General features: G+C 61.5%; 24 protein-coding genes. 17 read left to right on the top strand and 7 right to left on the bottom strand.

Going from position 1 to position 24,096, the window contains the following annotated elements:
- The first annotated feature begins 26 nt into the window (after positions 1–26).
- From ACFQDH_RS16785 to ACFQDH_RS16800, 4 genes are read left to right on the top strand one after another with little or no spacing between them, the layout of a single operon-like run.
- Positions 27–914, top strand: coding sequence for a restriction endonuclease (locus ACFQDH_RS16785; protein ID WP_382403542.1), 888 nt, complete (start codon positions 27–29; stop codon positions 912–914).
- Positions 911–2,011, top strand: a complete 1,101-nt coding sequence (locus tag ACFQDH_RS16790; RefSeq protein WP_382403543.1) for a restriction endonuclease subunit S — start codon at positions 911–913, stop codon at positions 2,009–2,011. The genes ACFQDH_RS16785 and ACFQDH_RS16790 overlap by 4 nt, the downstream gene beginning before the upstream one ends.
- On the top strand, positions 2,012–3,082 hold the full coding sequence (locus tag ACFQDH_RS16795; RefSeq protein WP_382403544.1) for a hypothetical protein: 1,071 nt from the start codon (positions 2,012–2,014) through the stop codon (positions 3,080–3,082).
- Complete coding sequence (locus ACFQDH_RS16800; RefSeq protein ID WP_382403545.1) at positions 3,079–6,180, top strand: type I restriction endonuclease subunit R; 3,102 nt, start codon at positions 3,079–3,081, stop codon at positions 6,178–6,180. Before ACFQDH_RS16795 ends, ACFQDH_RS16800 begins: the two co-directional genes overlap by 4 nt.
- Positions 6,181–6,896: 716 nt before the next feature.
- Here ACFQDH_RS16800 and ACFQDH_RS16805 read toward each other — a convergent pair.
- Both ACFQDH_RS16805 and ACFQDH_RS16810 read right to left on the bottom strand, forming a co-directional pair.
- Positions 6,897–7,442: a PucR family transcriptional regulator gene (locus ACFQDH_RS16805; RefSeq protein ID WP_382403546.1), complete on the bottom strand. Its 546-nt coding sequence runs from the start codon at positions 7,440–7,442 to the stop codon at positions 6,897–6,899.
- 413 nt (positions 7,443–7,855) lie between these two features.
- Positions 7,856–8,476, bottom strand: a complete 621-nt coding sequence (locus tag ACFQDH_RS16810; protein ID WP_382403547.1) for a hypothetical protein — start codon at positions 8,474–8,476, stop codon at positions 7,856–7,858.
- A gap of 140 nt (positions 8,477–8,616) precedes the next feature.
- Between ACFQDH_RS16810 and lysA the strand changes: the two genes are divergently transcribed.
- The 9 genes from lysA to ACFQDH_RS16855 all read left to right on the top strand — a co-directional run bounded on the left by lysA (position 8,617) and on the right by ACFQDH_RS16855 (position 18,063).
- Complete coding sequence (gene lysA, locus ACFQDH_RS16815) at positions 8,617–9,921, top strand: diaminopimelate decarboxylase (protein WP_382403548.1); 1,305 nt, start codon at positions 8,617–8,619, stop codon at positions 9,919–9,921.
- 149 nt (positions 9,922–10,070) lie between these two features.
- On the top strand, positions 10,071–11,675 hold the full coding sequence (locus ACFQDH_RS16820; protein ID WP_382403549.1) for an ABC transporter substrate-binding protein: 1,605 nt from the start codon (positions 10,071–10,073) through the stop codon (positions 11,673–11,675).
- Between the two features lie 76 nt (positions 11,676–11,751).
- The gene (locus ACFQDH_RS16825) at positions 11,752–12,759 is read left to right on the top strand and encodes an ABC transporter permease (protein ID WP_382403550.1); all 1,008 of its coding nucleotides are present in this window, start codon (positions 11,752–11,754) and stop codon (positions 12,757–12,759) included.
- Positions 12,759–13,664 carry an ABC transporter permease gene (locus ACFQDH_RS16830; RefSeq protein ID WP_382403551.1) on the top strand — a complete coding sequence of 302 codons (906 nt, stop codon included), beginning with the start codon at positions 12,759–12,761 and terminating at the stop codon, positions 13,662–13,664. Before ACFQDH_RS16825 ends, ACFQDH_RS16830 begins: the two co-directional genes overlap by 1 nt.
- 166 nt (positions 13,665–13,830) lie before the next feature.
- Positions 13,831–14,511, top strand: coding sequence for an ABC transporter ATP-binding protein (locus ACFQDH_RS16835; RefSeq protein WP_382403552.1), 681 nt, complete (start codon positions 13,831–13,833; stop codon positions 14,509–14,511).
- On the top strand, positions 14,498–15,292 hold the full coding sequence (locus tag ACFQDH_RS16840; protein ID WP_382403553.1) for an ABC transporter ATP-binding protein: 795 nt from the start codon (positions 14,498–14,500) through the stop codon (positions 15,290–15,292). The genes ACFQDH_RS16835 and ACFQDH_RS16840 overlap by 14 nt, the downstream gene beginning before the upstream one ends.
- A gap of 229 nt (positions 15,293–15,521) precedes the next feature.
- Positions 15,522–16,721 (top strand): dipeptidase, encoded by a 1,200-nt coding sequence (locus ACFQDH_RS16845; protein WP_382403554.1) that lies wholly within the window; start codon positions 15,522–15,524, stop codon positions 16,719–16,721.
- 799 nt (positions 16,722–17,520) lie between these two features.
- Complete coding sequence (locus tag ACFQDH_RS16850; RefSeq protein WP_382403555.1) at positions 17,521–17,754, top strand: BrnT family toxin; 234 nt, start codon at positions 17,521–17,523, stop codon at positions 17,752–17,754.
- Positions 17,755–17,766: 12 nt separating this feature from the next.
- Positions 17,767–18,063: a hypothetical protein gene (locus ACFQDH_RS16855; RefSeq protein ID WP_382403556.1), complete on the top strand. Its 297-nt coding sequence runs from the start codon at positions 17,767–17,769 to the stop codon at positions 18,061–18,063.
- Between the two features lie 168 nt (positions 18,064–18,231).
- On the opposite strand, the gene ACFQDH_RS16860 is transcribed toward ACFQDH_RS16855, so the two are convergent.
- The 3 genes from ACFQDH_RS16860 to ACFQDH_RS16870 all read right to left on the bottom strand — a co-directional run bounded on the left by ACFQDH_RS16860 (position 18,232) and on the right by ACFQDH_RS16870 (position 19,143).
- Positions 18,232–18,669 carry a hypothetical protein gene (locus tag ACFQDH_RS16860; RefSeq protein WP_382403557.1) on the bottom strand — a complete coding sequence of 146 codons (438 nt, stop codon included), beginning with the start codon at positions 18,667–18,669 and terminating at the stop codon, positions 18,232–18,234.
- A gap of 2 nt (positions 18,670–18,671) precedes the next feature.
- Positions 18,672–18,863 carry a hypothetical protein gene (locus ACFQDH_RS16865; RefSeq protein WP_382403558.1) on the bottom strand — a complete coding sequence of 64 codons (192 nt, stop codon included), beginning with the start codon at positions 18,861–18,863 and terminating at the stop codon, positions 18,672–18,674.
- Positions 18,864–18,936: 73 nt separating this feature from the next.
- Positions 18,937–19,143: a hypothetical protein gene (locus tag ACFQDH_RS16870; RefSeq protein WP_382403559.1), complete on the bottom strand. Its 207-nt coding sequence runs from the start codon at positions 19,141–19,143 to the stop codon at positions 18,937–18,939.
- A gap of 9 nt (positions 19,144–19,152) precedes the next feature.
- On the opposite strand from ACFQDH_RS16870, the gene ACFQDH_RS16875 reads away from it, so the two are divergent.
- On the top strand, positions 19,153–19,644 hold the full coding sequence (locus ACFQDH_RS16875) for a hypothetical protein (RefSeq protein WP_382403560.1): 492 nt from the start codon (positions 19,153–19,155) through the stop codon (positions 19,642–19,644).
- A 360-nt stretch (positions 19,645–20,004) separates the two neighbouring features.
- Positions 20,005–20,451, top strand: a complete 447-nt coding sequence (locus ACFQDH_RS16880; protein WP_382403561.1) for a DUF732 domain-containing protein — start codon at positions 20,005–20,007, stop codon at positions 20,449–20,451.
- A gap of 233 nt (positions 20,452–20,684) precedes the next feature.
- On the opposite strand, the gene ACFQDH_RS16885 is transcribed toward ACFQDH_RS16880, so the two are convergent.
- Both ACFQDH_RS16885 and ACFQDH_RS16890 read right to left on the bottom strand, forming a co-directional pair.
- Positions 20,685–21,257: a DUF2231 domain-containing protein gene (locus tag ACFQDH_RS16885; RefSeq protein WP_382403562.1), complete on the bottom strand. Its 573-nt coding sequence runs from the start codon at positions 21,255–21,257 to the stop codon at positions 20,685–20,687.
- 32 nt (positions 21,258–21,289) lie between these two features.
- Positions 21,290–22,825 carry a S53 family peptidase gene (locus tag ACFQDH_RS16890; protein WP_382403563.1) on the bottom strand — a complete coding sequence of 512 codons (1,536 nt, stop codon included), beginning with the start codon at positions 22,823–22,825 and terminating at the stop codon, positions 21,290–21,292.
- A gap of 378 nt (positions 22,826–23,203) precedes the next feature.
- On the opposite strand from ACFQDH_RS16890, the gene ACFQDH_RS16895 reads away from it, so the two are divergent.
- Positions 23,204–23,413 (top strand): hypothetical protein, encoded by a 210-nt coding sequence (locus ACFQDH_RS16895; RefSeq protein WP_382403564.1) that lies wholly within the window; start codon positions 23,204–23,206, stop codon positions 23,411–23,413.
- Positions 23,414–23,496: 83 nt separating this feature from the next.
- A complete protein-coding gene (locus ACFQDH_RS16900; protein ID WP_382403565.1) occupies positions 23,497–23,850 on the top strand; it encodes a BlaI/MecI/CopY family transcriptional regulator in 354 nt (117 codons plus the stop codon).
- Positions 23,851–24,096 lie beyond the last annotated feature (246 nt).

A 24,096-nucleotide genomic window follows, 5' to 3' on the forward strand; every position in this document is an offset into this window, starting at 1 on the left:
GTGACATGCCGACCTGGGAAGGCTTCATGGTGCCGACGCTGCGTGTGCTGAGCGACGGCGTCGTGCGCACCCGGCGCGACATTCGGCCGCTTGTCGGCCGGGAGGCTGGACTTACCGATGTACAGATGCAAGAGACGCTTGCCTCGGGCCAGCCGACCTACGAGAACCGCATCGGATGGGGCTTGTCGTTCCTGACCAACATCGGAGCCCTCACCCGGCCGAGCCGCGGTCACTACACCATCACGGACGCAGGACGATTCCTGCTGGACAAGTTCCCGCAGGGCGTCCTTGAGCGGGACATCAATGCGCTCGGCGAGGATCCTTCGTCACCGATCCGTCCGTACGTCGCAACAGTGACCAGGAAACGCGAGACCGCTGAAGCGGCGGCGGAGTCCTCGGCGCTGACTCCAATCGAGCAGGTACAGAACGGTGTCGAGCGCATCCATGACAAGGTCGCAAGCGAACTACTGCAACGACTCCAGGAGAAGGACCCAGCCTTCTTCGAGCACGCCGTGGTCAGGCTCCTGGTGGCGATGGGTTATGGCGGTGCGAACGGACAAGGGTCGGTCACCCAGCTGACCAACGACGGTGGGATCGACGGCGTCATCGACCAAGACATCCTTGGGCTGAGCCGGGTCTACATACAGGCCAAGCGCTACGCAACGGGCAACAGCGTGGGTCGCCCAGATGTTCAGGGCTTCGTCGGCGCACTCCACGGCCGGGCCGACAGCGGCGTCTTCATCACGACCAGCCACTTCTCGCAGGGCGCCCGCGACTATGTCGCATCCTCCCCGACTCGAATCGTTCTGATCGACGGCAAACGCCTCACTGACCTTATGATCCAGTTCGGCGTCGGCGTACAGGCCAGCGAGACCTACGCGATCGTAGAGATTGACGAGGACTTCTTCGCATGAGCAAGATCGACGATTTGATTGCGCAGTTCGCTCCTGGCGGAGTGCAGTTTAAGGCCTTGGGTGATGTGCTTCGCATCAGGAACGGCAAAGACCACAAAGCCCTTGGCGATGGTGACATCCCTGTCTACGGGAGCGGCGGCATCATGCGATACGCCGACACTGGCGCGGCCGAAGGTCCATCCGTGCTAATTCCTCGAAAGGGATCACTCGGCAACATTTTCTACGTCGAAGGACCGTTTTGGGTCGTTGACACAATTTTTCGCACGGAGATTGATAGAAATCTTCTTGAGCCGAAGTTCTTGTATTACCAACTCCTAACCATGGGATTAGGTGACATGAATCAGGCCGGTGGCGTACCGAGTCAAACTCAGACGGTGCTCAATTCACTGAGAATCCCGGTACCACCTCTCGAAGTTCAGCGCGAGATCGTGAAAATATTGGATCAGTTCACTCAGCTGGAGGCGGAGCTGGAGGCGGAGCTGGAGGCGAGGCATCGCCAGTATGAGCACTACCGTGCGAGTGTTCTTGTGGCATCGGGCGCACCGACTGCATCCGTCACAATTGGCGATTTATGTCGGGTGTCGCGCGGACAGGTTATGTCCAAAGACTACCTTCGTGGCCATAATGGACCTTACCCAGTCTATTCATCACAGACCCAGAACAACGGAATATTCGGCAGGATTGACTCCTATGCATGTGATGAGGAGTCCTTGACATGGACGACCGACGGAGCCAATGCAGGGTCAATCTTCTACCATGTGAACGAAAAGTTCAGCATCACGAACGTGTGTGGATTGCTCCGCGTTATTGACCCTACTCAGATCTCGACGAGATACCTCTATTACCAACTTCGCGAACTCGCACCTAAGGCCGTAAGTGCTGGCATGGGCAACCCGAAGCTAATGGCTGGACCGATGTCGCGTATCGCGGTTCCTGTGCCATCGATCGAAACGCAACTCAAGATTGTGGCAACCCTCGACTCCTTCGACGCGCTCGTCAACAGCCTGTCTGTCGGTCTACCCGCCGAGCTTCGCGCTCGTCGCAAGCAGTACGAGTACTACCGGGACAAGCTTCTGGCCTTCAAGGAGACCGACTAGATGATAAATCATCACGAAACAATCGAGAGCCTGGCTGATGATGTATTACAGAGTCTAGCCGATTCGCGTAGCGCGCTAATTTACGCACAAAATACGACTGGAAAGACTAGGCTGGCTCAACACCTAAAGGATCATGATCCGGAAGGTGTAGTCCTCTATAACTCTTCTGTTGAGGATGTTTTTACCTGGGACAACGAACGAGTCGTACTCCAAATGAATGTGAAATCAGAACTACTAAAAACCATCGAGACACAGGGTCTCGACGGAGCGATTGTCGACACTTTCCAGGCTTTCACGAACGATAAAATTGAGCCGTCGATTGACTTCGAGAGTGGCGAGGTTAGCTTCGGAATACACAAGGGCGACGATAGTTCGGCTGACGGCATCAAGATATCGCGCGCAGAGGAGCGCATATTCGTCTGGTGTGTCTACTATTCGGTCCTGAGCGCGGCGATCGATACGCTTAGGGATAGTCCTGACTTACGTCTTTCCGAGGACTATGATGGTCTAACACTCGCAGTAATTGACGATCCGGTCTCGTCGATGGACGATGTGCGGATCGTCACCGTTGCACTTGCTTTAGCGGAGCTTATTAAGCGTGCTTCAGGTCTCAACGTGAAGTTTTTGATAACAACGCACCATGCCCTCTTTTTTAATGTTCTATTTAACTCGCTTCGTCGGTCCAAGAAGGGTCGAGCGTACACGCTTCTGCGAGGGCCAGCTATGGGGTGGACGTTGAAATCTCAGCCCCACGATTCGCCTTTCAGCTATCACCTTGGGATTGTCAACGATATTGAGTTAGCAATCTCCGGTGGTTCGATTCAACGAAGCCATTTTAATCAATTTCGGGCACTCCTTGAAAAGACGGCAAACTTCCTCGGATATGCGGGAGGTTGGGGCGAGCTGCTCACCGGACCTGACGCGGCTTTGCTGACAAAGGTTTTAAACTTATACAGCCATGATCGTTTTTCAGATGTGGATTCGTCTGAAGTTTCTGAGGAATACAGGGATGCCTTGAAGGGTGAGTTTCACGAGTTTCTTAGGACGTTCAGGTGGGAGGGTGCAGCATGACGGGTCAGTGCGTGAAGTTCGACCCGATCGCGATCAGTGCGGAGACCACGGTCGTCGCGGAGTACATCCCGGAACCAAATGACAGTGCGTCGTACCAGTCTGAGGCGGCGCTGGAGCAGCAGTTCATCGCCCTGCTGGAATCACAGGCCTACGAGCGGCTGACGCTCACATCGGAGTCCGATCTCGTCGCGAACCTGCGCACTCAGCTCGAAGCGCTCAATAAGGTGACCTTCTCGGATGCGGAGTGGGAGCGGTTCTTCAACGAGAAGGTCGCGGGCAAGAACGACGGTATCGCCGAGAAGACCGTCCGGATCCAGGAGGACCACGTCCAGCTCCTCAGCCGGGACGATGGCACAACCAAGAACATCTCCCTGATCGACAAGAAGAACATCCACAACAACCGCCTGCAGGTACTCAACCAGTACGCGGTTGACAAGGGCGGCGAGGCTGGCGGGAAGTTCGCCAACCGCTACGACGTGACGGTGCTGGTCAACGGGCTACCGATGGTGCACATCGAACTGAAGCGCCGCGGGGTGGACATCCGCGAGGCGTTCAACCAGATCAACCGGTACCAGCGCGACTCGTTCTGGGCCGGATCAGGACTCTTCGAGTACGTGCAGCTCTTCGTGATCAGCAACGGCACTCTAACCAAGTACTACTCGAACACCACCCGCAATCAGCACATCAAGGACGCCAGCAGGACCAAGAAGCGCGGCAAGCAGACCTCGAACTCCTTCGAGTTCACATCGTGGTGGGCTGACGCGACCAACAAGCCGATCCGTGACCTGACGGCGTTCGGCAAGACCTTCTTCGCCAAGCACACGATCCTGGCCATCTTGACCCGCTACTGCGTGCTGACCAGTGACCGGATGTTGCTGGCGATGCGGCCGTACCAGATCGTCGCGACCGAGCGGATTCTGCAGAAGATCGACGTATCAACCAACTACAAGACGCTTGGCTCAGTCGCCGCTGGTGGGTATGTCTGGCACACGACCGGGTCAGGAAAGACCCTGACCTCGTTCAAGACGGCGCAACTGGCCAGCAAGCTGGCGCCGGTCGACAAGGTGCTTTTCGTCGTCGACCGTAAGGACCTTGACTACCAGACGATGCGCGAGTACGACCGCTTCGAGAAGGGCGCGGCCAACTCCAACACCTCAACGCGCGTCTTGAAGAAGCAGCTGGAAGACCCGGGTGCGCGGATCATCATCACCACGATCCAGAAGCTGGCGACGTTCATCAACGCCAACAAGGGCCACTCGATTTTCGATGGCCACGTCGTGATCATCTTCGATGAGTGTCACCGTTCGCAGTTCGGTGACATGCACACCGCGATCACCAAAGCATTCAAGAAGTACAACCTGTTCGGTTTCACCGGCACACCAATTTTCGCGGCCAACGCGGGGAGCGGTGGCAACGTCAACCTGCGCACCACCGAGCAGGCGTTCGGCGACAAGCTGCACACCTACACGATCAAGGACGCTATCACCGACAAGAACGTCCTGCCGTTCAAGATCGACTACATCAGCACGATCAAGGTCGGATCGGTCATCGACAAGGAAGTTTCGGCGATCGACCGCGAACGCGCCCTGCTGTCGCAAGAGCGGATTCGGAAGGTCGTTGGCTACGTCCTGGAGCACTTCGATCAGAAGACCAAGCGGGCCAGCGGGTACACCCACTCGATCATCACCAACGTTGCCGAGATGGCCGGTCAGCGACGCGGCGCGGTTGAGGAGCTGAAGCAGGCGCAGCGGGTCAAGGGCTTCAACGCGTTGTTCGCGACGGCTTCGATCAAGGCCGCTCAGCTCTACTACAACCAGTTCCAGATCCAGCAGATGGACGTGCCCAAGGACCGACAGCTGAAGGTCGGGCTGATCTACTCGTATGCGGCAAACCCCAACCTCGAAGATGGGGCGCTGGACGAGGAAGACTTCGACACATCCGAGTTGTCCGGTGATGCGCGGAGCTTTCTGGAAGATGCGATCCAGGACTACAACGACATGTTCGGCACGAGCTACGACACCAGTGCCGACCGGTTCCAGAACTATTACAAAGACCTCAGCTTGAGGATGAAGAACCGTCAGATCGATCTGGTCATCGTGGTCAACATGTTCCTGACTGGGTTCGACGCCACCACGCTCAACACGCTGTTCGTGGACAAGAACTTGCAGTCGCACGGCTTGATTCAGGCGTTCTCGCGCACCAACCGGATCCTCAACTCGGTCAAGGTCGTAGGCAACATCGTCACCTTCCGCGACCTGGAGGAGGAGACCAACGACGCCATCGCCCTGTTCGGCAACAAGGACGCCAAGGGCATCGTCGTGCTGAAGCCGTACGGCGACTACTACAGCGAATACACGAAGGCCGTGCAAAAGCTGCTGGAACAGTTCCCGCTCGGGCAGGAGATCGAGGGCGAGGCCGCACAGAAGGAATTCATTCAGCTCTTCGGCATGATCCTGCGACTGCAGAACATCTTGACCTCGTTCGACGAGTTCGAGGGCAACGAGATGCTCACCGATCGGCAGAATCAAGATTACCGCAGTGTCTACCTCGACCTGTATGCCGAGTTTCGCAAGGACAGCACGCCGGAGAAGGAGTCGATCGTCGACGACGTCGTCTTCGAGATCGAGCTGATCAAGCAGGTCGACATCAACGTCGACTACATCCTGATGCTCGTGCAGAAGTATCGGGACCAACACGGCGATGGGGACGACAAGGAAATCCGCGCCGAAATCAGCCGCGCTGTTGATGCCAGCCCGAGCCTGCGAAACAAGCGCGACCTCATCGAGGACTTCGTCGACCAGGTGTCGCCGAAGGGAGACGTCGACGACGAGTGGCAGGCCTACGTTGCGGAGCGGCGGGAGGCCGAGCTTGAAGCGATCATCAGCGAGGAGAGTCTGAAGCCCGAAGCAACCCGTAGCTTCATCGATTCAGCGTTCCGCGACGGCAGCGTGCAGACGACAGGTACCGCAGTAACCAAGGTGCTTCCGCCGGCGTCACGTTTCTCGCCCGATGGTGGACGAGCTGAGAAGAAGCGGCGCGTCGTTAGCAGGCTGATCGAATTTTTCGATCGTTTCCGGGAACTAGGCAGCACCAGGTGACGGCTGCATCCGTCCCGTGCGATCCCGCTTGGTGATCATCATTTCTGCCGGCAAACCTTCAAAACCATGCAGTCGCGCGCTGGCAGTTCAGCAAGCCGACCAGCGCCGCGCGTTCGTTACTGGTGCCGGGCGGAACACGTTCCATGAACATCAGCGTGGCACGAGGGTCGGAGCTACGACGGCTGCAATCGGGATGCCGCCTCTAGATCAGTCCGGCTCTCCGGGTGCGCCAGTGTGCGCTTGGTGATCTCCCGGCGCTCAACAGTCAAGGTCGTCGTGCTCGGCGTTCTCGGGCTCGCCCTGCCGGCACGTTGTCGGCGACGCTTGAAAACTGGTCAGTTTCGACGCTTGAAATGTGAACACTCACCGCGATGTGCGGGCATTGACCCTCACGTCGAAAGGAACGAACTCCGCGATGTCGACCGCGAGCTTCTCGCAGCATTCTCGCCGTGCTTGGACCGGGTTCTCGCCCTGATCGATCCGCCAGCGAGGTCCCAGCTGTCCAGATATGCCTCATGCAGGGATGGCGATGCACCAGGAACACGCGGCCGTCGCGCACCGGTGCTGCGGTTGCGATCGGCATCGGGGTGGGCATGTCCCTCAGGCTGGGTGTGACGGAGGCAGGCGCCGGTCAACATGATTCATTGGCCCCGGTCGAACCGCCTGGTGCGCCATGTCTAGAAGTTGCCTTTGGACCAGGCACCTCCTTAGGGATTTCAGTTCTGCGCAACGCGGATTGCCAGCCAAATCACTAGTGTCTCGTCCGCATCGTCGAGCTTGAGCCCGAAGAGGTCTTCGGCTCGACGGATCCGATAGCGCACCGTATTTGGATGCAACCTCAGAGCGCCAGCGGCGACACCAATGTCTCCCAGGGCCGCAAAGTACGCGCACAATGTCTCGCGATAGGCCGTTCCGTGTGCGCTGTCGTGCTCCAACAGGATCCGCACCCCCGGGTGCTGGTTCCGATCATCACTGGTGATCTCGGCCCCGAGCCGACGCAGCAACAACTCGGCATACACATCGCGAGCGGTCGCCACCCCGTGTGCGTTCGGATGACCGCTTTGGACATCGAGGACATCGTCCACCTCACGGCGGAGTGCCGGCAGCTGATCGATCCCGCACTCGGGGGTGCTGGATGCGACCAGCACGGGGTACCCGAGTCGCGCCTCAAGTGCCGTTGCGGCACCCTTCGCCAGTCGATGGGGCATTTGTAGATCTCGCACCGACGGGAAGAGCACGTACACGATGTGTCCGATCGACACACACGGGACGGTCGTGCGAAATGCGGTGCAATATTGTTCTACCGCAGAGGCGAGTTGTCGCGTTAGAGGCTGATTCTCCTGGTCGTCGGCACGCAATAGGAAGCCGAGGAGGACAGACGGCAGGGATGGAGTCAGCCCGAATCGTGCGGCGGCCACAGATCCTGATGTGTGTCCCTCCAACAGTGTGCGCAGCCATTCACCACGGACTTGGCGATCGACATCGACGGCGCTCTGAAGCCGAAGAATGTAGACCGCGGCGAGCCTGCTCGCGTCCAGCAGTGTCGCTGCGGCATCGTTGTCCAGAGCGCTGTCCTGCTCGATCACCCAGATGGTTCCGACCGCGTATTGGCCCGCGCGCACCGCGACGGCGCACCGAGGGAGCTCGCCATCTGCGGAGTCGAGGGGAAAGTGCACTACCCCTCGGCCTGCATGACGTCGCGATACTGGCGCAGATTCTTGTCCATGTCGGGCACTCGACGGGCGAGAATCCCGTTGCGCCGCATGCGATCGACCTTATGCCGCTCAAGGTTGGAGTAAGCGAGCACGTTGCGGTCGAGGTCCTCGATCGCCACCGCTCCATCCACGGCTGCAGCGATCGCGTCGGCGAGGACGAACAGTTCTTGGCCGGCGTCGCCGCTCTCACCTCCGGAGCCGCCGCCGACCACCACCGTTATCAGCCTGTCGAGCTGCCGCCATGGCACCGCGTCATCCACGGCCAGCACCGCACAGCTTGCCTCAAGTGCGCGCAGGAGGAGCCGGTCGGGGGACTGGCCGCGCAGCTTGATGACCACCGCGCTGAATCCGTGGTGACCCGCATCGTCGATAGCCAGCGCCGCCGATTCGTCGTCGGGGTGAAGACCAACAAGTAGGAGCACACCACCGGGTACGTCCGGGATCTCGTCTGCTGGGTCATAGATCACGGGCACCGAGACTGGTGCTGTCATGGTTGCGCTATTGGTGAGTGGGCGGATGAGTTGCGCGCCTAGGGCATCCACCAGCCCAGCAAGGGTGATCAGCATTTCATCGCGCGGCATGCAAGGTCCTTTCTTTGGCGATTCCGACAAGCAACGCCTGTTGACTCTAGCGGATCCGACGAAGCGCGTGGCCCCTGGAGCAAAACAGACTGGCAGCACGACCGTTCCGCGCATTCGTGGCACCAACCTGGAGGATGTAGATGGACCGTAGTCTTCGCGCCCTTGGTCCGGTGTACGAGCACCTGTCGCAGGTGCTGCCCGAGGAGTCGGACGTGGCGAGCGATGGCGTGCTGACCATCGGTGGCTGTCGTGTCGACGAAGTGGCAGCGAAGTTCGGCACTCCTGCCTACGTATTCGATGAGGATGGTCTGCGCCGCCAGATTCGTAAATACGTCGACGGGCTGCGAGCCAGGTGGCCGAAGTCAGAAGTGTTGTTTGCATCCAAGTCGCTTCCGTGCGTCGCGATGTATGCCATGGCTGCGGCAGAAGGGCTCAGCATCGACGTCGCGGGTGGTGGCGAGCTGATGATGGCGCTGGCGGCCGGGGTTGATCCGGCACGGATCTACCTGCACGGCAACGCCAAGTCCGATGAGGATCTGACGATGGCGTTACAGGCCGGCATCCAGGCGGTGATCGTCGACAACTTCGATGACCTGGACCGCCTGGACCGGCTCGCAAAGACGCCTCAGGCTGTCCTCATCCGGGTCATACCGGAGATTAGCCCGGACACTCATGCGTCACAGATCACCGGTGGTAGAGGCTCAAAATTTGGTCTCCCACTGGATCAGGTCGCCATCGCGGTCGATCGGATCGTGCAGCATCCGCTGCTCCAGATGGCGGGTCTGCACCTGCACATCGGATCGCAGGTGCTGCAGACGGATCCCTTCGTGCAGGCCGTCAAGGCGATCGCGAATATCGGGCAGTACGACCGATACGACATCGGGGGTGGCCTCGGAGTGCAGTACACCGCAGACGAGATTGCGCCATCTGTCGATGACTACCTGGACGCCGTGGTCGACGCGGCTCGGGCGGTTCTTCCGGCCGATGCAACCCTTCTGATCGAGCCGGGCCGCTCCCTGGTTGCTCGAGCCGGGGTCAGCCTCTATCGAGTGGACACCGTGAAGCGGACCGGAGAGACGTTCGTGGCCATCAACGGCGGCATGGCGGACAACATGGACATCGCCCTTACCGGCCAGAAGTACGAGGCGTGCCTACCGACAAAGATGAGGGGTGAGCCGGACACCCGCTGCGAGGTAGTCGGAAGGCAGTGCGAGTCGGGGGACCGGATGGTTAGCGATGCACTGCTGGTCGATCCACATGTTGGCGACCTGCTGCTCATGCCGGTAACAGGTGCGTACTCCTACACGATGGCGAACAACTACAACGGCGCCCGGCGTCCACCGATTGTGTTCTGCAGAAACGGATCGGCCAGCCTTGCTGTGCGTCGTGAAACCTATGAGGACATGCTCGACACCCACGCACCCGCGTTCGACAGGAAATGGTAATTCGTACCCGCTTGCCGGGCCACGGCAGCACAACCGGTCACATCGATCCAAGGAGGGCTCATGACACGCGCAACTAGTCTGACTCAAGCGTGGGGTGCAACCGCCATGCCCACTGCGCCGAAGCGATACGCACACTGGAGGTACACCTCATGATGCGTTGGAAGAATCCGGTCACGGCACTGGCAGCAATCGCGGCGCTCTCTCTCACCGTCTCCGGATGCACGGGTGGGAGCAAGAGTTCAAATTCGAATGGCTCCTCGGGGAAAACGCTCGTCGTCAACAACAACTTCGACCTCAAAACGCTGGACCCTGCACGAGCTTTCGAGTTCACCGACGTCATGATCGAGCACCAGGTGTACGAAACGGCCTTGACCTATCACGGCAACGAGACGTCAAAGCTCTACCCGGAGGTGGCGACGTATTCTAGATCGTCCGATGACCGGGTCGTGACCCTGAAACTGACCGGTGACCACCAGTTCGCCGACGGGTCCAAGGTCACAGCTGATGACATCGTCTTCTCCTACAACCGGCTCGAAGGCATCGGTGGAAACCCTTCATTCCTTCTCAACGATCCCTCTGGCAAGCCGGTGGTCGTCAAGAAGTCAGGTCCTTCCACGGTGACTCTAACCAGTAGTGTGGCCAACCCCGCTCTGCCGTCGATCCTGCCGAACCCCGCCCTGAGTATTCTTGAGAAGAAAGTCCTTGTCGCCCATGGTGGAACCACCACGTCGTCGGACAAGGCGCAGAAATACCTCGATGAACACTCACTTGGTAGTGCCACGTACCAGATCACGAACTCTCAGATCGCAACGAGCGTGTCGTTGGGAACGAATCCGCACTACACCGGCACGGCTCCTGGTTACTCCAAGGTTGTTATCCAGAACGTCGTTCCAGCGACTCAGAAGGTAAATCTGCAGTCCGGGACGGCGCAGCTCGCGCTGGACGTCGATCCGCAGAGCGCGGCGCAGATGGTCAATTCGAAGAAGTTCGCCGAGACCGCAAGCCCGTCATTGAACACCATCTACGCATGGTTCAACACTGATGCCAAATACGGTGGCCCCGTCGCAAACAACAACTTCGTTCTGGCCGTCCGACATGCGATCGACTATAGCTCGCTCATCAAGCTCGCGGGCCCGGGGTCAACCCAGCCAGGCGGCGTCATCCCAGAAGGGATTATCGGGGCCCTCAAGAGCGACTCCCACAACACCTACGATCCCGTGCAAGCGAAGAGGTATCTGAAGAAGTCTGGATATCATGGACAGCCGATCAAGTTTACCGTAGACAGTCAGGCGAGCGCCGGTAACGCCTCGTACACGACGATCGCACAGAAGATCCAGGCCCAGTTGTCCGCGGTCGGGATTAATCTGAATCTTGTTCCGCAACCTTCTGTCACGTCGCTGTCGACATACCGTAGTGGGACCTTCCCTGCCGGCCTGGCGAGCTGGGGAGCCGATTACCCCGACCCATCCGACTATATCGCCTTCGGTCCGGGCCAGAATCTCGGTAAGCGGGTGGCATGGAAGACTGGCACAAGTTCAAGTGCGGACAAGGTTGAGCCGCTGCTGACGACGGCGCTGACCACGTCCGATCCGTCTAAACGAGTCTCCGCGTGGGAGTCTGTCCAGAAGCAGATGAACGCGGATGGCCCGTTCGTGCCGCTCCTGCAGCCTGGCGCGCTGATCATCTACGCAGCGGGGATCAAGAACGTGCCTTCCAACCCGATCTGGACCACCGAGTTTCGTGATATCAAGTAGTCGTGTCGATCCGCCACCGGCTGAGGAAGAGGTGCCGGGTCAGCCATCGGTGACGCTAAAGTCGGGTCACCCACTCGTGCGGTACATCTCGATTAGGGCCGGGATCAGCGTGCTACTGATCTGGGGTGTCACGCTGATCACCTTCATTCTTACCACTCTCGTGCCCGCGAGCCCAGTCGCGGCCGTCCTTGGCGAGACGGCGATGAACGACCCGAAGATCGTTGCGCAGACAACGCATGAACTGGGACTCGACAAGCCTCTTCCTGTGCAATATCTGCTTTACCTGAAACGGCTGTTGCATTTTGATTTCGAGACGTCGACACAGACCCGGGATCCAGTATCCCACGATCTGTCCATCGCCTTCCCAGCGACGATGGAACTAGCGATCTACGTGATGATCGTGTCGATCGTGATCGCGCTTGCCCTATCGTTATATGCAGCCTTGCACCATCGCGGAATAATTGACCAGATCATTCGAATCGTGAGCATCGCCGGGATCTCGGTGCCGATCTTCTGGCTCGCGATGATCCTCTTCTACCTGATGACGTACACCCTGCACCTACTTCCTGGGTCCGGGCGTCTCGACCCCGCGTTGTCTCCGCCTCCGAAAGTGACAGGTCTTTACACGGTCGACGCGGCGCTGGCCGGGCAATGGAGCGTTCTCGGTAACGCATTAGAACATCTGATTCTTCCAGTCACCGTGCTTTCCTTGTTAACTCTCGCGTTGCTGATCAAATTCTTTCGATCTGCACTCCTTGACGTGGTCAATCAAGACTACATTACGGCAGCACGCGCGAAGGGGCTACCATCTCGCGTAGTGACCTTCAGTTATGTATTACGAGGAGCAATGCTGCCCATCCTGACGATGTCGGGCCTAGCGTTCGGGTCCCTACTCACGGGGGCCGTTTTGACCGAGTCGATTTTTTCGTGGCAAGGGCTTGGTCAGTATTCTCTCAGCGCGGCGGTCCACCTGGATATCCCCGCGATTATGGGATCGGGTATCGTGATCGGAACTGTGTACATTATCCTCAACTTCATTATTGACTTGATGTACGGGATCATTGATCCAAGGGTGAGACGCTGATGTCCACATTGACGAAAGGCCCGACGGTCTCCAAACAACACAGGCGGCGTCTGACCCAATTCCTGCATATCCCCAAGGCATGGCGTGGTCCCTTGGCCATCACTGGCTCGGTGGTGATCGTGCTGTGGATTCTCGTCGCAATCTTTGCGCCGTTGATCGAACCGACCAACCCGTTAACGCAGAGTTCAGATACGTTGCGACCACCGAGTAGCGCTCATTGGTTCGGCACGGACGAGCTAGGCCGTGACATACTCTCTCGCGTTGTCGCCGGCGCACGTGTCTCCATTCCATGGCCCATCGCGCTGGTAGCCGTCTCGATGACAGTAGGCACGATCCTTGGGATGATCGCCGGCTACTTCGGCAAGGCTGTCGACGAGATCATCATGCGCCTGACAGATCTGGTGCTTGCCTTTCCGTCGGTTATCTTGGCGATGATCATCGTGGCCGCCACGGGACCTGGTATTCGCCACGCAGTCATAGCGATCCTTCTCGTCAGCTGGCCCCAGTACACACGGATTGCACGGTCGCTCGTTCTGGGAACACGAAACCGTGAATTCGTGATCGCGGGCCGGCTGATGGGTTTCAGTTGGCACAGGTCGCTTCGGAAGGACATTTTACCGAATGTAATCTCACCGATTCTGGTGCTCGCGACACTGGATTTCGGTAATCAGATTCTCGCTCTTGCCGGCCTGTCATTCCTCGGCCTCGGGGCCATACCGCCCGAAGCCGAGTGGGGATCGATGACCTCGGATGGCGTCCAGTACATTTCGTCCTGGTGGATGGCAACCTTCCCGGCCCTGGCGATCTTCACAGTCGTCGTTGCGTTCAACTTGATTGGTGATGCCGTGCGTGACGCGCTCGACCCACGAATGCAAGAGACCATCAGCGAGAGCGGTGCTCTGTGATGGAGAAGTCGACAGGCGGAACGGCCGCGTCCAATTCGCTGGAAATTGAAGACCTGCGACTGACGCTCGGCAACCACGAGATCTTGTGTGGGATCGATATCCAGGTACCCGCGGGGAAAGTCATGGGACTTGCGGGGAGTCCGGTTCCGGCAAGACGATCACCGGTTTGACCGTGTTGGGCCTGCAGCCATCGGGCTCGCGAGTGAGTGGCTCGATCACCTTCCGCGGCCAGGATCTACTCGATCTCGGCGCGAAACACATGAACGCGTTGCGCGGCAAAGAGTTGGCGATGGTGTTTCAGGACCCATCCTCAAGCTTCCATCCCATGCTGACGATCGGCCAGCAGATGACCGATCACGTCCGTCATCACCTAGGGCTGTCACGCCGGGCCGCGCAGCGACGGGCCGTGGAGCTGCTCGAGCGCGTCCGGGTCGATTCCCCGCAGCTGGCGATGAAACGCTACCCACACCAGTTCAGCGGTGGCCAGCTCCAACGGGTGGCAATTGCTGGCGCGATCGCGTGTGAGCCAGCCATCCTTGTGGCCGACGAGCCGACGACAGCACTTGACGTGACTGTCCAAGCGGGAATTCTTGCACTCCTGCGCGAACTGTGTGACTCGCTCGGGCTAACCATCATTCTGATCACGCACGACTTCGGAGTGATGTCGTCTCTGGCGGACAACATCACCGTGTTACGAGAGGGCAAGGTCGTGGAGCACGGCGCTCGGTATCAGGTGATTCGGCACCCGAACCATCCGTATACCAAAGAACTGATCGAGTCGTTACCCCAGCAGGAAACGCCGGCGTCAGGCGCTAGCGTGGAACCGGGAGGGCATGATGTCGGGTGAACTTGTTGTCTCCCACGCCGTGGTCAACTACAGACAGCCGGGCCGAGGCACGCTCGTGGCTGTCGACGACATTTCCTTTGACGTTCGCCCAGGGGAAGTTGTCGGCCTAGTCGGCGAATCGGGGTGCGGAAAGTCCACGACGGCCAAGGCCGTGTGTGGCCTAACCCCGCTGGCTTCGGGAACCATCACCTTCGACGGACGCGAGGTCACGCCGCTACGCATCCGGCCGCGGCCGAATAGTCTTCGCGAAATACAAATGGTGTTCCAAAACCCGTACGCATCCTTAAATCCGCGCCGTCAGGTCGGACAGCAGATCGAGGATGGCCGTCGAGCGAACTCGGGCGGCGCGCCAACGGTGCCGGAGCTCTTGTCTCAGGTCGACCTACCCGAAGATGCGGCTACCAAGTTTCCACATCAGTTCTCCGGTGGCCAACGGCAACGCATCGCGATCGCTAGGGCCATCGCGTGTGGCCCCAGACTCCTCATCGGCGACGAGCCGATCGCGTCCCTGGACGCCTCGCTCCAGGCCAGGCTGGCGCACCTGATGCGGCAGGTCGCCCTCGATGCCGGAGCGTCGCTCCTATTCATCAGCCACGACCTCGCCGTAGTGCGAACAATCGCAGACCGCGTCATCGTGATGAATAAGGGCAAAATTGTCGAGGACGGGCCTACCGCTCAGATCTGGGATACTCCGCGTGACCCGTACACCAAGCAGTTGCTCGGCGCGATACCTAAGGTCGACGGCCTAGGCACTATTCCATTGTCCGGACCGGTTTCATGAGGAGTCGGCGGAATGTACGAATAGTAGAGGCACCACAAGACGTAAGGCAGTTCATCCGAACGGAATACGTTTGCGAGGTATTGTCAAGTTCTGTGGATCGGTGTGCGACGCGGCTTGCTGATCAACTCCAGAGCACCCGGGTCGATCGCGGTGATTGTATGCTCAATTCTGACCTGACCCGGGACGTTCAAATCGTGACATCGACCACCACTCCTGATCTGATGAGTTTATGACCGCACATGCCTTGGCCCACATCAAGTCGCTGCTAGAGCAACACCCCCTGATCGATGGGCACAATGACCTGCCGTGGTGTGCCAGGCAGGGCGTCGGTTATGACTTCAACCAGCTAGACATCGGGGCCGACACAAGCGGACGCAACCACACCGACATACCCCGGTTGCGCGAGGGCCACGTCGGCGCTCAGTTCTGGTCGGTGTTCGTGCCCTCGAACCTTCCCGGCGGGACGGCGGTGACTGCGACACTCGAGCAGATCGATGCCGTCCATCAGATGATCGCGCGCTACGGTGACGACTTCGGTCTGGCGCGGACGGCCGACGAGGTGGAGGCTGTGTTTGCCTCCGGGCGGATTGCCTCGCTCCTGGGTGCGGAGGGCGGGCAATCGATCGACAGCTCGCTAGCCACCTTGCGGATGTTGCACGTGCTCGGTGTGCGCTATATGACCCTCACCCACAATGACAACAACCCGTGGGCCGACTCGGCCACGGACGTCCCGGCCAACCACGGGCTGAGCGTGTTTGGGCGCGCGGTCGTGGGTGAGATGAACCGTATCGGCATGATGGTTGACCTGTCACACGTGTCCGCCGACACGATGCGCGATGCGCTCGCCACGACGGCGGCTCCGGCGATCTTCTCCCACTCCAGCGCACGTGCGGTGTGCTCCTCGCCGCGCAACGCACCCGACGATGTCCTAGCCATGTTGACGGCGAACAACGGCGTGATCATGTCCACTTTTGTGCCGGACTTCGTCTCGCAGGCCTGTGCCGACTGGCAGGACGAGGCGCGCGACGTGGCTCTGGGTGCCGGGATCGATTTGAAGGATCATGTGAAGTTCGCCGAGTTCACTGTTGCTCGCCAGCAGCAACACCCGAAGCCGGTGGCAACTATCAGGGATGTTGTCGCTCAGTTCGAGTACCTGCGTGAGGTCGTGGGCGTCGAGCACATCGGTGTTGGCGGCGACTACGACGGTGTCGACCGGCTGCCGGTGGGCCTGGATGACGTGTCGTGCTACCCGAGCCTCTTCGCAGAGCTGGCCGACCTAGGCTGGTCCGACGATGATCTGGCCAAAGTTGCTGGCGGCAACGTGCTTCGGGTGATGCGCACGGTCGAGCAGGTTGCGCACGATCTGCAGACGACGACGACGCCGTCTCTGGCAACCATTGAAGAGCTCGACCAGAGCGCTACCGCCTGAGAACGCCAACCCCAAGTGCGGCAACTCGAGCGGGCCGACCAGTCGCTGTGCAGCTGTCACGTCGCGTGTCCGTTGTCGTCCTCTCACCGCCCACGAGCCGGGTCAGCCGCGTCAACGGTCGTCGACCGGTGACACACTTATTCACCACTTATTCACGCAAACCCGGGCAGATGGGCGCATCTCTGGTCATCAAGGCGGCGCGTCGGCATGACGTTTCCGCAGGTCAACCGCATAAACCGGCACTCAGGCGCAAAGCCACTGCGGCGTGCGACAAGAACAGGGGGTCGCAGGTTCAAATCCTGTCATCCCGACAGTGAAAATCGTTGCAGGACAACGGTTTTCGAGTCTGAAAGTGAGAATCGCTCCCGATAATGGGGGCGATTTTCGCGTTTGACCCCTTTTCTGACCCCGCGAGGGTCAGAAGTTGACCCCTACAGCCCTAGCGCGTCGGCAACAGTGGCAGCAGCGGAGCTAGCTGCATCGTCGGTCAGGTGCCCGTAGGTGTCGGCTGTAATCGCTATGGAGCTATGACCCAGCGACCGACTCACAACGTGGATAGGTGCCTGGTAGTTGATTCCCTCAGACTTCTGAGGCTGTCCGCGAACGCCTGACCAGTAGTGCTTTTCGTGGTCCCGCTTCCCGGCCGCGAGCATTGACAGCGCCCACGACGCGGCCAGGCTGCCCTGAACGTGGACGGGGAAGTGGACGAAGTAGGCGCGCCGGTAGTGGTCGCCGTACTCGCCGGAATGCACGTCAACGAATCATTGACGATTCGTGCGGGTCAACGTAGCCTTGACGTGTGGAGATCCTCGGATCGGCCCGCAAACACGGCGTCGACGACGCCGACATCGAGCACGCTTGGAAGAGCGCGCTCCGGTTCGTGCCGTTCGAGTACGACGGCGAGGACCGGCTCCTCGTGATCGGACCCGACGACACGGGCCGGTTGCTCGAGTTGGTCGCCGTGCCAGCGGACACACCGACTCGGATCATCCACGCGGACGGGCTTCGGCCGAAGTTCTACGACTACCTGTGAGGTGACGACGACATGGTGACGAAACACAAGGACGAAACCGGGCTCGACTCCTCGACCCGGCAACCACACCCGCACGCGACGCGGTCCACTTCCGGCGGATCATCGCGGCGACCGAACGACTCGAAGCCGCAGAACGTGAACTGCGTGACGCGGTCGCCGCCGCTCGGCAGGCAGGCGACCCGTGGTCGGCGATCGGTGCCGCGCTCGGTGTGTCGAAACAGGCTGCCGCGCAACGGTTCGGCCCGCGCCCCTGAACCCACGGAACTGCGAGTGACCGTGACGGAGAAGGCGGCGGCACCCACGAAGTGATCGGTGCTGCAGCGGGCGAAGCGAGCCCGCCGCAAGAAGTGCAAATCGTCGGATTCGGGGAACCAGTCGACCGGTTCGTCACCGATCCCAGCCTCGATCGCGGACCGGGTTTCGTCGGCAGCGACCTGGTCGTTGCCTGCCCGAACCCGTTCTGGTTCGTGTCCGGCGTCAACCGGACGGATTCGCCCGATGAATCGGGAACGGTTCGACGTGGTTACCGGCGCCATCAGTGAAGGTCACGATCGCGATAAACGCGGCTGCCGTCTCGTAATCGGTTGCGAGGTCGCCTCTGAAGAAGCTGCCTTTGGGTAATTCTGGCAGGGCATCGGACATGCCAAGCCAGGTCGGCGCTTCGCCTGCCTCACCCTCGGCTGGCCTCAACTCGACCGTGACGTTATGCGCAGTAGCCGGGCCACGATTCTCGACGACGACCTGCTGCCCGTTGAAGGTCGCGCGAACTTCGGCCTTCTCCGCGGCGGCGACGCGGGTGCGGCGGTCGGATTTCTCTTCCCGCCGTCGGTCGTGGTCCGTGTACGCCTGCCAGCCGGTGAATCCGGCCGACAGGAGGGCGATCACGATCGCGATGATCGCCAGCGTCGTGGCCACGTCTAGACCTGCACCACGGTGTAGGTGCGGCCGTCGTGTTCGACCGGGCCACCGGCTGCTTGGTCGACTCTCGCTGTGAACTCTGGGTCGTCGACGTGGCCGACCAGCACCTTGCAAGCCTCTTCGGCGGTGGAGAACTCGCCCAAGAACTCGCCCTCCCGTGCCGGTCCGCTGATCTCGTATCGGTACACCATCGTGGTTCCCTACCTCCTGGTTGGGGGAAGCGTAGGTGCACGACGGTTGCCGGGCAGTGCGAACGGGAGAACGTCACCTGCGGCGGACGTCGGCGGCGTCGACCCAGACACCGTGGACCGGAGTGACGCGTGGGTGCCAGACAGCGACGAAGACGTGGCGGCCGGTCCACCGGATCGCCTGCCCGGGAACCTGTTCCTCGCCGTCGGCCCACACCAGCCGGACCTCGACGGGGATCCGAGGCCGGGTCGGCACCCGGCGGGGGAACCGCGGGCTCGGCATACTCCACGGATGGATTGGGGATCAGCGCTCGTGGCGCTCGGCGGTGTGGCCCTCGGTGGTGTTCTCGGGGTCGTCACGACCTGGCTGGCGGGGCGCCAGGCGCGCTCGCAGGCCGAGAGGGACCGGGTCGCCGACCTTGCCAGGGTGGAGGCCGTCGCGTTCTTGACGGCGTGCGACGAGGTCTGGCGCGGACACAGCCAACTCGGCCGGGCCGTCGGCGAACTCATGGCCCGCGACAGCGACCCGAGGCCGGGGCCGGAGCTGGACCGGCAGGAGGCCTTCCGGATCATCCGAGAGGGAAAGATCGGCGCCCGCCGGGCCGCCGATGCGCTCGCGGTCCTGCTCGATGACGACGCACAGTCACACGCCGACCGGCTTCTCACGGCCGTCGACGTGACCATGGAGTGGGGCCTCCCGACCGGGCCGCAGCAGACGGCATACGACGACGCCCGAGCGTCGTTCATCGTCTTCATGCGGCTCACCGCAGCTGGCACCCTCTGAACCTGTGCCGCAGCCGCGTGCCGGGTGGCTGCAAGTGTTCGAGGTGATCGACACCGAGCTGTTGCTCATGACCTTGGACACCCATCCACAGCGGCGTGCCAGGCACGACCGGGTACTGCGCGCTCGATGACCAGCGCGACGACGGCGCCGACTAACTGACCCGGTGTAGCGCCACACCCGACAGCCACAGCTCCCGTGGACCCGCCGCGAGCTGTGTGTCGTGCCCGAGCGCTCTGCACCCGACCTGTCACTTGCGACGCTCGCGATTCCCTGCAAGAGCTACGTGTCCAAGCTCGCGCGGGAGTATGGCTTGGGGACGCCGGCCCGTCAGAGCTGGTGTTGCGAGGAAAGCGAGGGGTCATGAGCAAACGATCGGGCATGGCACTGGCAGCAATCGCGGTTGCTCTGCCGCTGGCCGGGTGTGGCGGTGCAGGATCGCATGCCACAGCGACAAAGACGAAGGCAGCCGTTACCACCACGTCGACATACACCCCTTCACCGGACACCACGACGACGGAGCGACCGACACCGACCTCAACTGTCCCTCCGCTGTCAGCCATCTACTACAAGGCAATCCACGTCGACCCCGACACTGTGGTCGACAGCGATACGCGCAAGGTCGACAAGACGACGGTCTCGGCAGCGAAGGCGCTGTGCGCATTAATGGATACGGGATCGTCGGCCTCGCATGCGGACGCGATCTCACGCAAGGGCCTCCCACAGTTCACCGCTGCCGAGGTGTTGGAGTTCGAGCAAACCGCAGTGAAGCTGTACTGCCCGATCTACTCGTCGCAGTTCTCGGGATGATCGCGAAACGAGGGAGCCGTGACCCGTATTGGGGCACTCTCGCCTCCCACCCGGTGTTACTGGTATTGCCGTCGTGCTTCGATCGAGACAACAGGTCGGGCGCGGAACTGATGGGCGGAGATCCGGTGTGATCGCCGGGTGAGAGGGGTCGCAGGTTCAAGTCCCGTCACTCCGAGGGTATGTCGGGCAACATGACGCTGGGAGCGTGTGACCGGTCCGACGGAGGAAGACCGTCACGCGTGGTTCCTGTCATTCCCGTCGAAAGCGGAATGTCGGCTGCCGACCTTGCGTCCTTGCGCCAAGTGGCCGCCCAAGTAACCGCCGACGGTCGAGATGGCAGCTCCGGCAACAGCGAGTCGGACACCTGAGGTGTGTCGTCCGCGACGGCGCGCAATCCACGAGGCGGCGTAGATGCTGATCGCGGCGCCGTTGGTGGCGGCGTGGACGAGGCCCACTCGCTTGGCGTTAGGCGCGGCGGCCGACCACTCCGCCCATCCGGTCCAGGCGGTGGGCCCGGCGGCGAGCAGGCCGGCGCCGACGAGCCGCTGGGCAGCGGCCGACGACTGAGGTCCTCCCGTGAGGTCGAGCAGGCTCGCCGACGTCCACGTGCCGAGCGCGATGTCGGTGAGGACCGGGTGAAGGCTGTGCCCGAGCCAGTCACCGCGGAGCACGGATCCCCTCGCTCCGCTGCCGAAGATGCTTCGGACTTTCGGCTCGAAGGCGCGCACTGGTGTGTCGAGGGCTTTCGACTGCTCGAGTTGCAGCATCCAGCGCACCAACAGTGGGGCTTTCTCGGGTGCGTTCATCGTTACCTCCTGGCGAATTGGACTTGGCGACATCAGCCACCGAATGCCGTCGTGGTCGAGGTGTCCGGCACGCCCAGACCGGTGCAGGGATCCCACCCCGGGCCGGCGGAGTAGGCGCCGTTGGTGCCGGAGGTGATGTCGCGCAGTGCGGGTGCGGGCTTCCCAGCGGCGACCGACGCGTAGAGCATCGTCTGGAGGAGCCCAGGTCGCTTGCCAGTCTGCTGCGCGATCCGAGCGACCAACCCCGCCCACAGTGGTGCGACTGCCGACGTGCCACCGATCACCGTGGCGGAGCCGTCGACATAGACCCGGTAACCGGTCTGCGGGTCCGCATTGGCAGCGACGTCGGGCACGCCACGACCTGTGCCACCGCTTGCGGACTTCGGGACGCCCGCCGCCGACTGCCAGGTCGGGAGGGGGAACGTATCGCTCACCCCGCCACCGGTCGAACCGCCGGATCCGCCGTCGTTCCAGACGGTTTCGCTCTGCACTGTGCCGCCAGAAGCTTGCAGTGTGGTGCCACCGCAGCCAAGGGCGTGCGGGCTTGATGCCGGGAAGTCCACGTGCGTTTGGCTGCCACTCGTGTCATTGTCGCCACTGCCGTTGTCACCTGCGGCCGCGATCACCGTGATGCCGAGCGCGACCGCGTCGGCGAATGCACTGTCCATCGCGTTGCGGGCCTGCTGCGTCCACTGATCCTCGCTCTGGCCCCAGGAGATGCTGATCGCGACCGGTGCCGGAGACGCGTGGGTCGCGGTCGTGACAGCGTCGAGGAACCCGGCATCGGTGTTGGGGGCGAAGTAGACAACCAGCGAGGACTTGGGCGCTATTGCGCCGGCGACCTCGATGTCGAGCAGGACCTCTCCGTCGGCGCCCTGTGGGTCCTGGCCGGGGACGTTCTGTGCGCCATCGACACCCTGGGCTGTGACCTTTGGTGACGTCAGGCCGAGTCCCGTGAAATAGGAGTCGAGATCGGACTGGCCGAAGCCACCGCCCAACTCGATGAGAGCTATCGTCTGCCCGGATCCGTCCGCCTGCGGCATGCCGTAGACAGTCGCCAGATCGAGAGGCGTGTATGACGTCGAGACCGATTTGAGGTCGGCCACGATGTGGCGAGTGGCCGCCTGTGGCCGGTTATCGAGACCGAGCACCGCGACGACGATGCCGTCGAGCCCAGCAGGCACCGACAGTGACCCGTCACGCGTGCGGTGGGCGGGGCCACCACCGGCGTGTTCGACCGTCTGTAGTCGAGTGCCGAAGAAGCTCGCGAAGGCCGGTGCAAAGCCCACGATGCGGACCGTCCGGGATTCGGGGTGCTCCTCGGCGACTGTCAGACCGGCTCCGATCACCGCCTCCCGGACCGCAGCAACATCAGCCGGATCGGCGCCGTACCGTGTCGCCAGCTCGGCGCTGGAAAGTATGCGGGCTGAGGCGTCATACGCCGGAAGTTCGGCTCGACGGCGCAGCACGAGCGTCGCGTTGACAGTCTCGTCGGGACGGACGGAGCCCTTCGGAGTGCCGATGGCCCGACGGTAGCTTCCGGGAAGTTCGACCAGTTGACTGCTCATATCTTGAGTATGTCCCCATGCACCCACATCGCGGGATCCTCGGCGGCACTCGAGGTCCGCCGATCCTGTTCTCCAGGACAGGTGTCGTTCCGCAGCAGATGCGTTCGTGGACGAAGTATGGGTCGCTCACGAGGGGCGGCCGCGTGCGAGGAGCGAGAACCATGCGAAACGTCGTTCTGTACATGTCGATGTCGTTTGACGGAGTCGTCCGCAGCGCACGAGGTGAGCTGGCGGCCGAGATCGCCGCCGTCAAGGGTGAGCCCGGAGAAGACGTGATCGTCTGGGGCGGCGGCGGGTTGGCAGGCGCGCTGGCGGCGGCGGACCTCCGGTGTCACTGCCGCGATCGCGCGGGCACAGGAGCTCGCCGGCGATGCGGTTGTGTCCGTCACCGGAGGCACCATCGCCCGACAGTGTCTCGACCTGGGCCTGCTGGACGAGGTCGCCGTCGATCTGGTGCCGGTGGTGATGGGCTCGGGAAATCGCCCCTTCTTCGGCGAGCTCTCATCCGAGGACGTCCTACTGGACAACCCGACGGTCTGCATTCAGGGCGATCGCGTCACGCACCTGGTGTTCCCGGTCTCTCGGTGACCCGCTGACCGGCGATGCGCCAGTGGCACGTAGTTCTACGATCTGTAGAATCACGCACGACCTCTGACGAGAACGGACATCGAGTGACGCGACGCAGCCATGGCGGGCTGGAGGACGAAGTACTTCGCCTGCTCAGGTCGTATGACGGTCCAGTGACCAGCCGGCGGCTCTGGGACGCGTTCGACGCCGACCAGCCCGCACGGACAACGTTGCTCACGGTGCTCAGCCGTCTCGAGGCCAAAGGACTCGTCCAGCGCACGCCCGCTGCAGGCGGGGCGCTGTTCAGCGTCATACGAACCGACGCTCACGCGGCCGCCCGCTCGATGACCGAGGCGCTGGACCACGTGGGTGACCGGCGTGCGGCGCTGACACATTTCGCCGGCGAGTTGGACAGCACCGACCTCGACGTCCTGCGCCGGGTGCTGGGGGAGTCCTAGTCGTGGTCGTTGCGCTCGTGCCGTGTCTGCTTGCCGTCACCGTCGTCGTGCTCGCCCCCTATGCCTTGCGCAACGAGCGGTGGGCCGTGAGCCGACCTGACCGGGCGATCAGGTGCTGGATCGGGCTGATCGCTACGGGTGCAACGCTTTTCGCGACCAGCGCATTGTGCGCGTTGCTCAGCACCGTGCGTAATGCCACCCGACCTCCGGACCCGGCAGCGTGGTTGGAGCAGACCGCTCTGAACC

Origin of the sequence: Flexivirga alba (genome assembly GCF_042661025.1) — a bacterium.
GTDB classification, from domain to species: Bacteria; Actinomycetota; Actinomycetes; order Actinomycetales; family Dermatophilaceae; genus Flexivirga; species Flexivirga alba.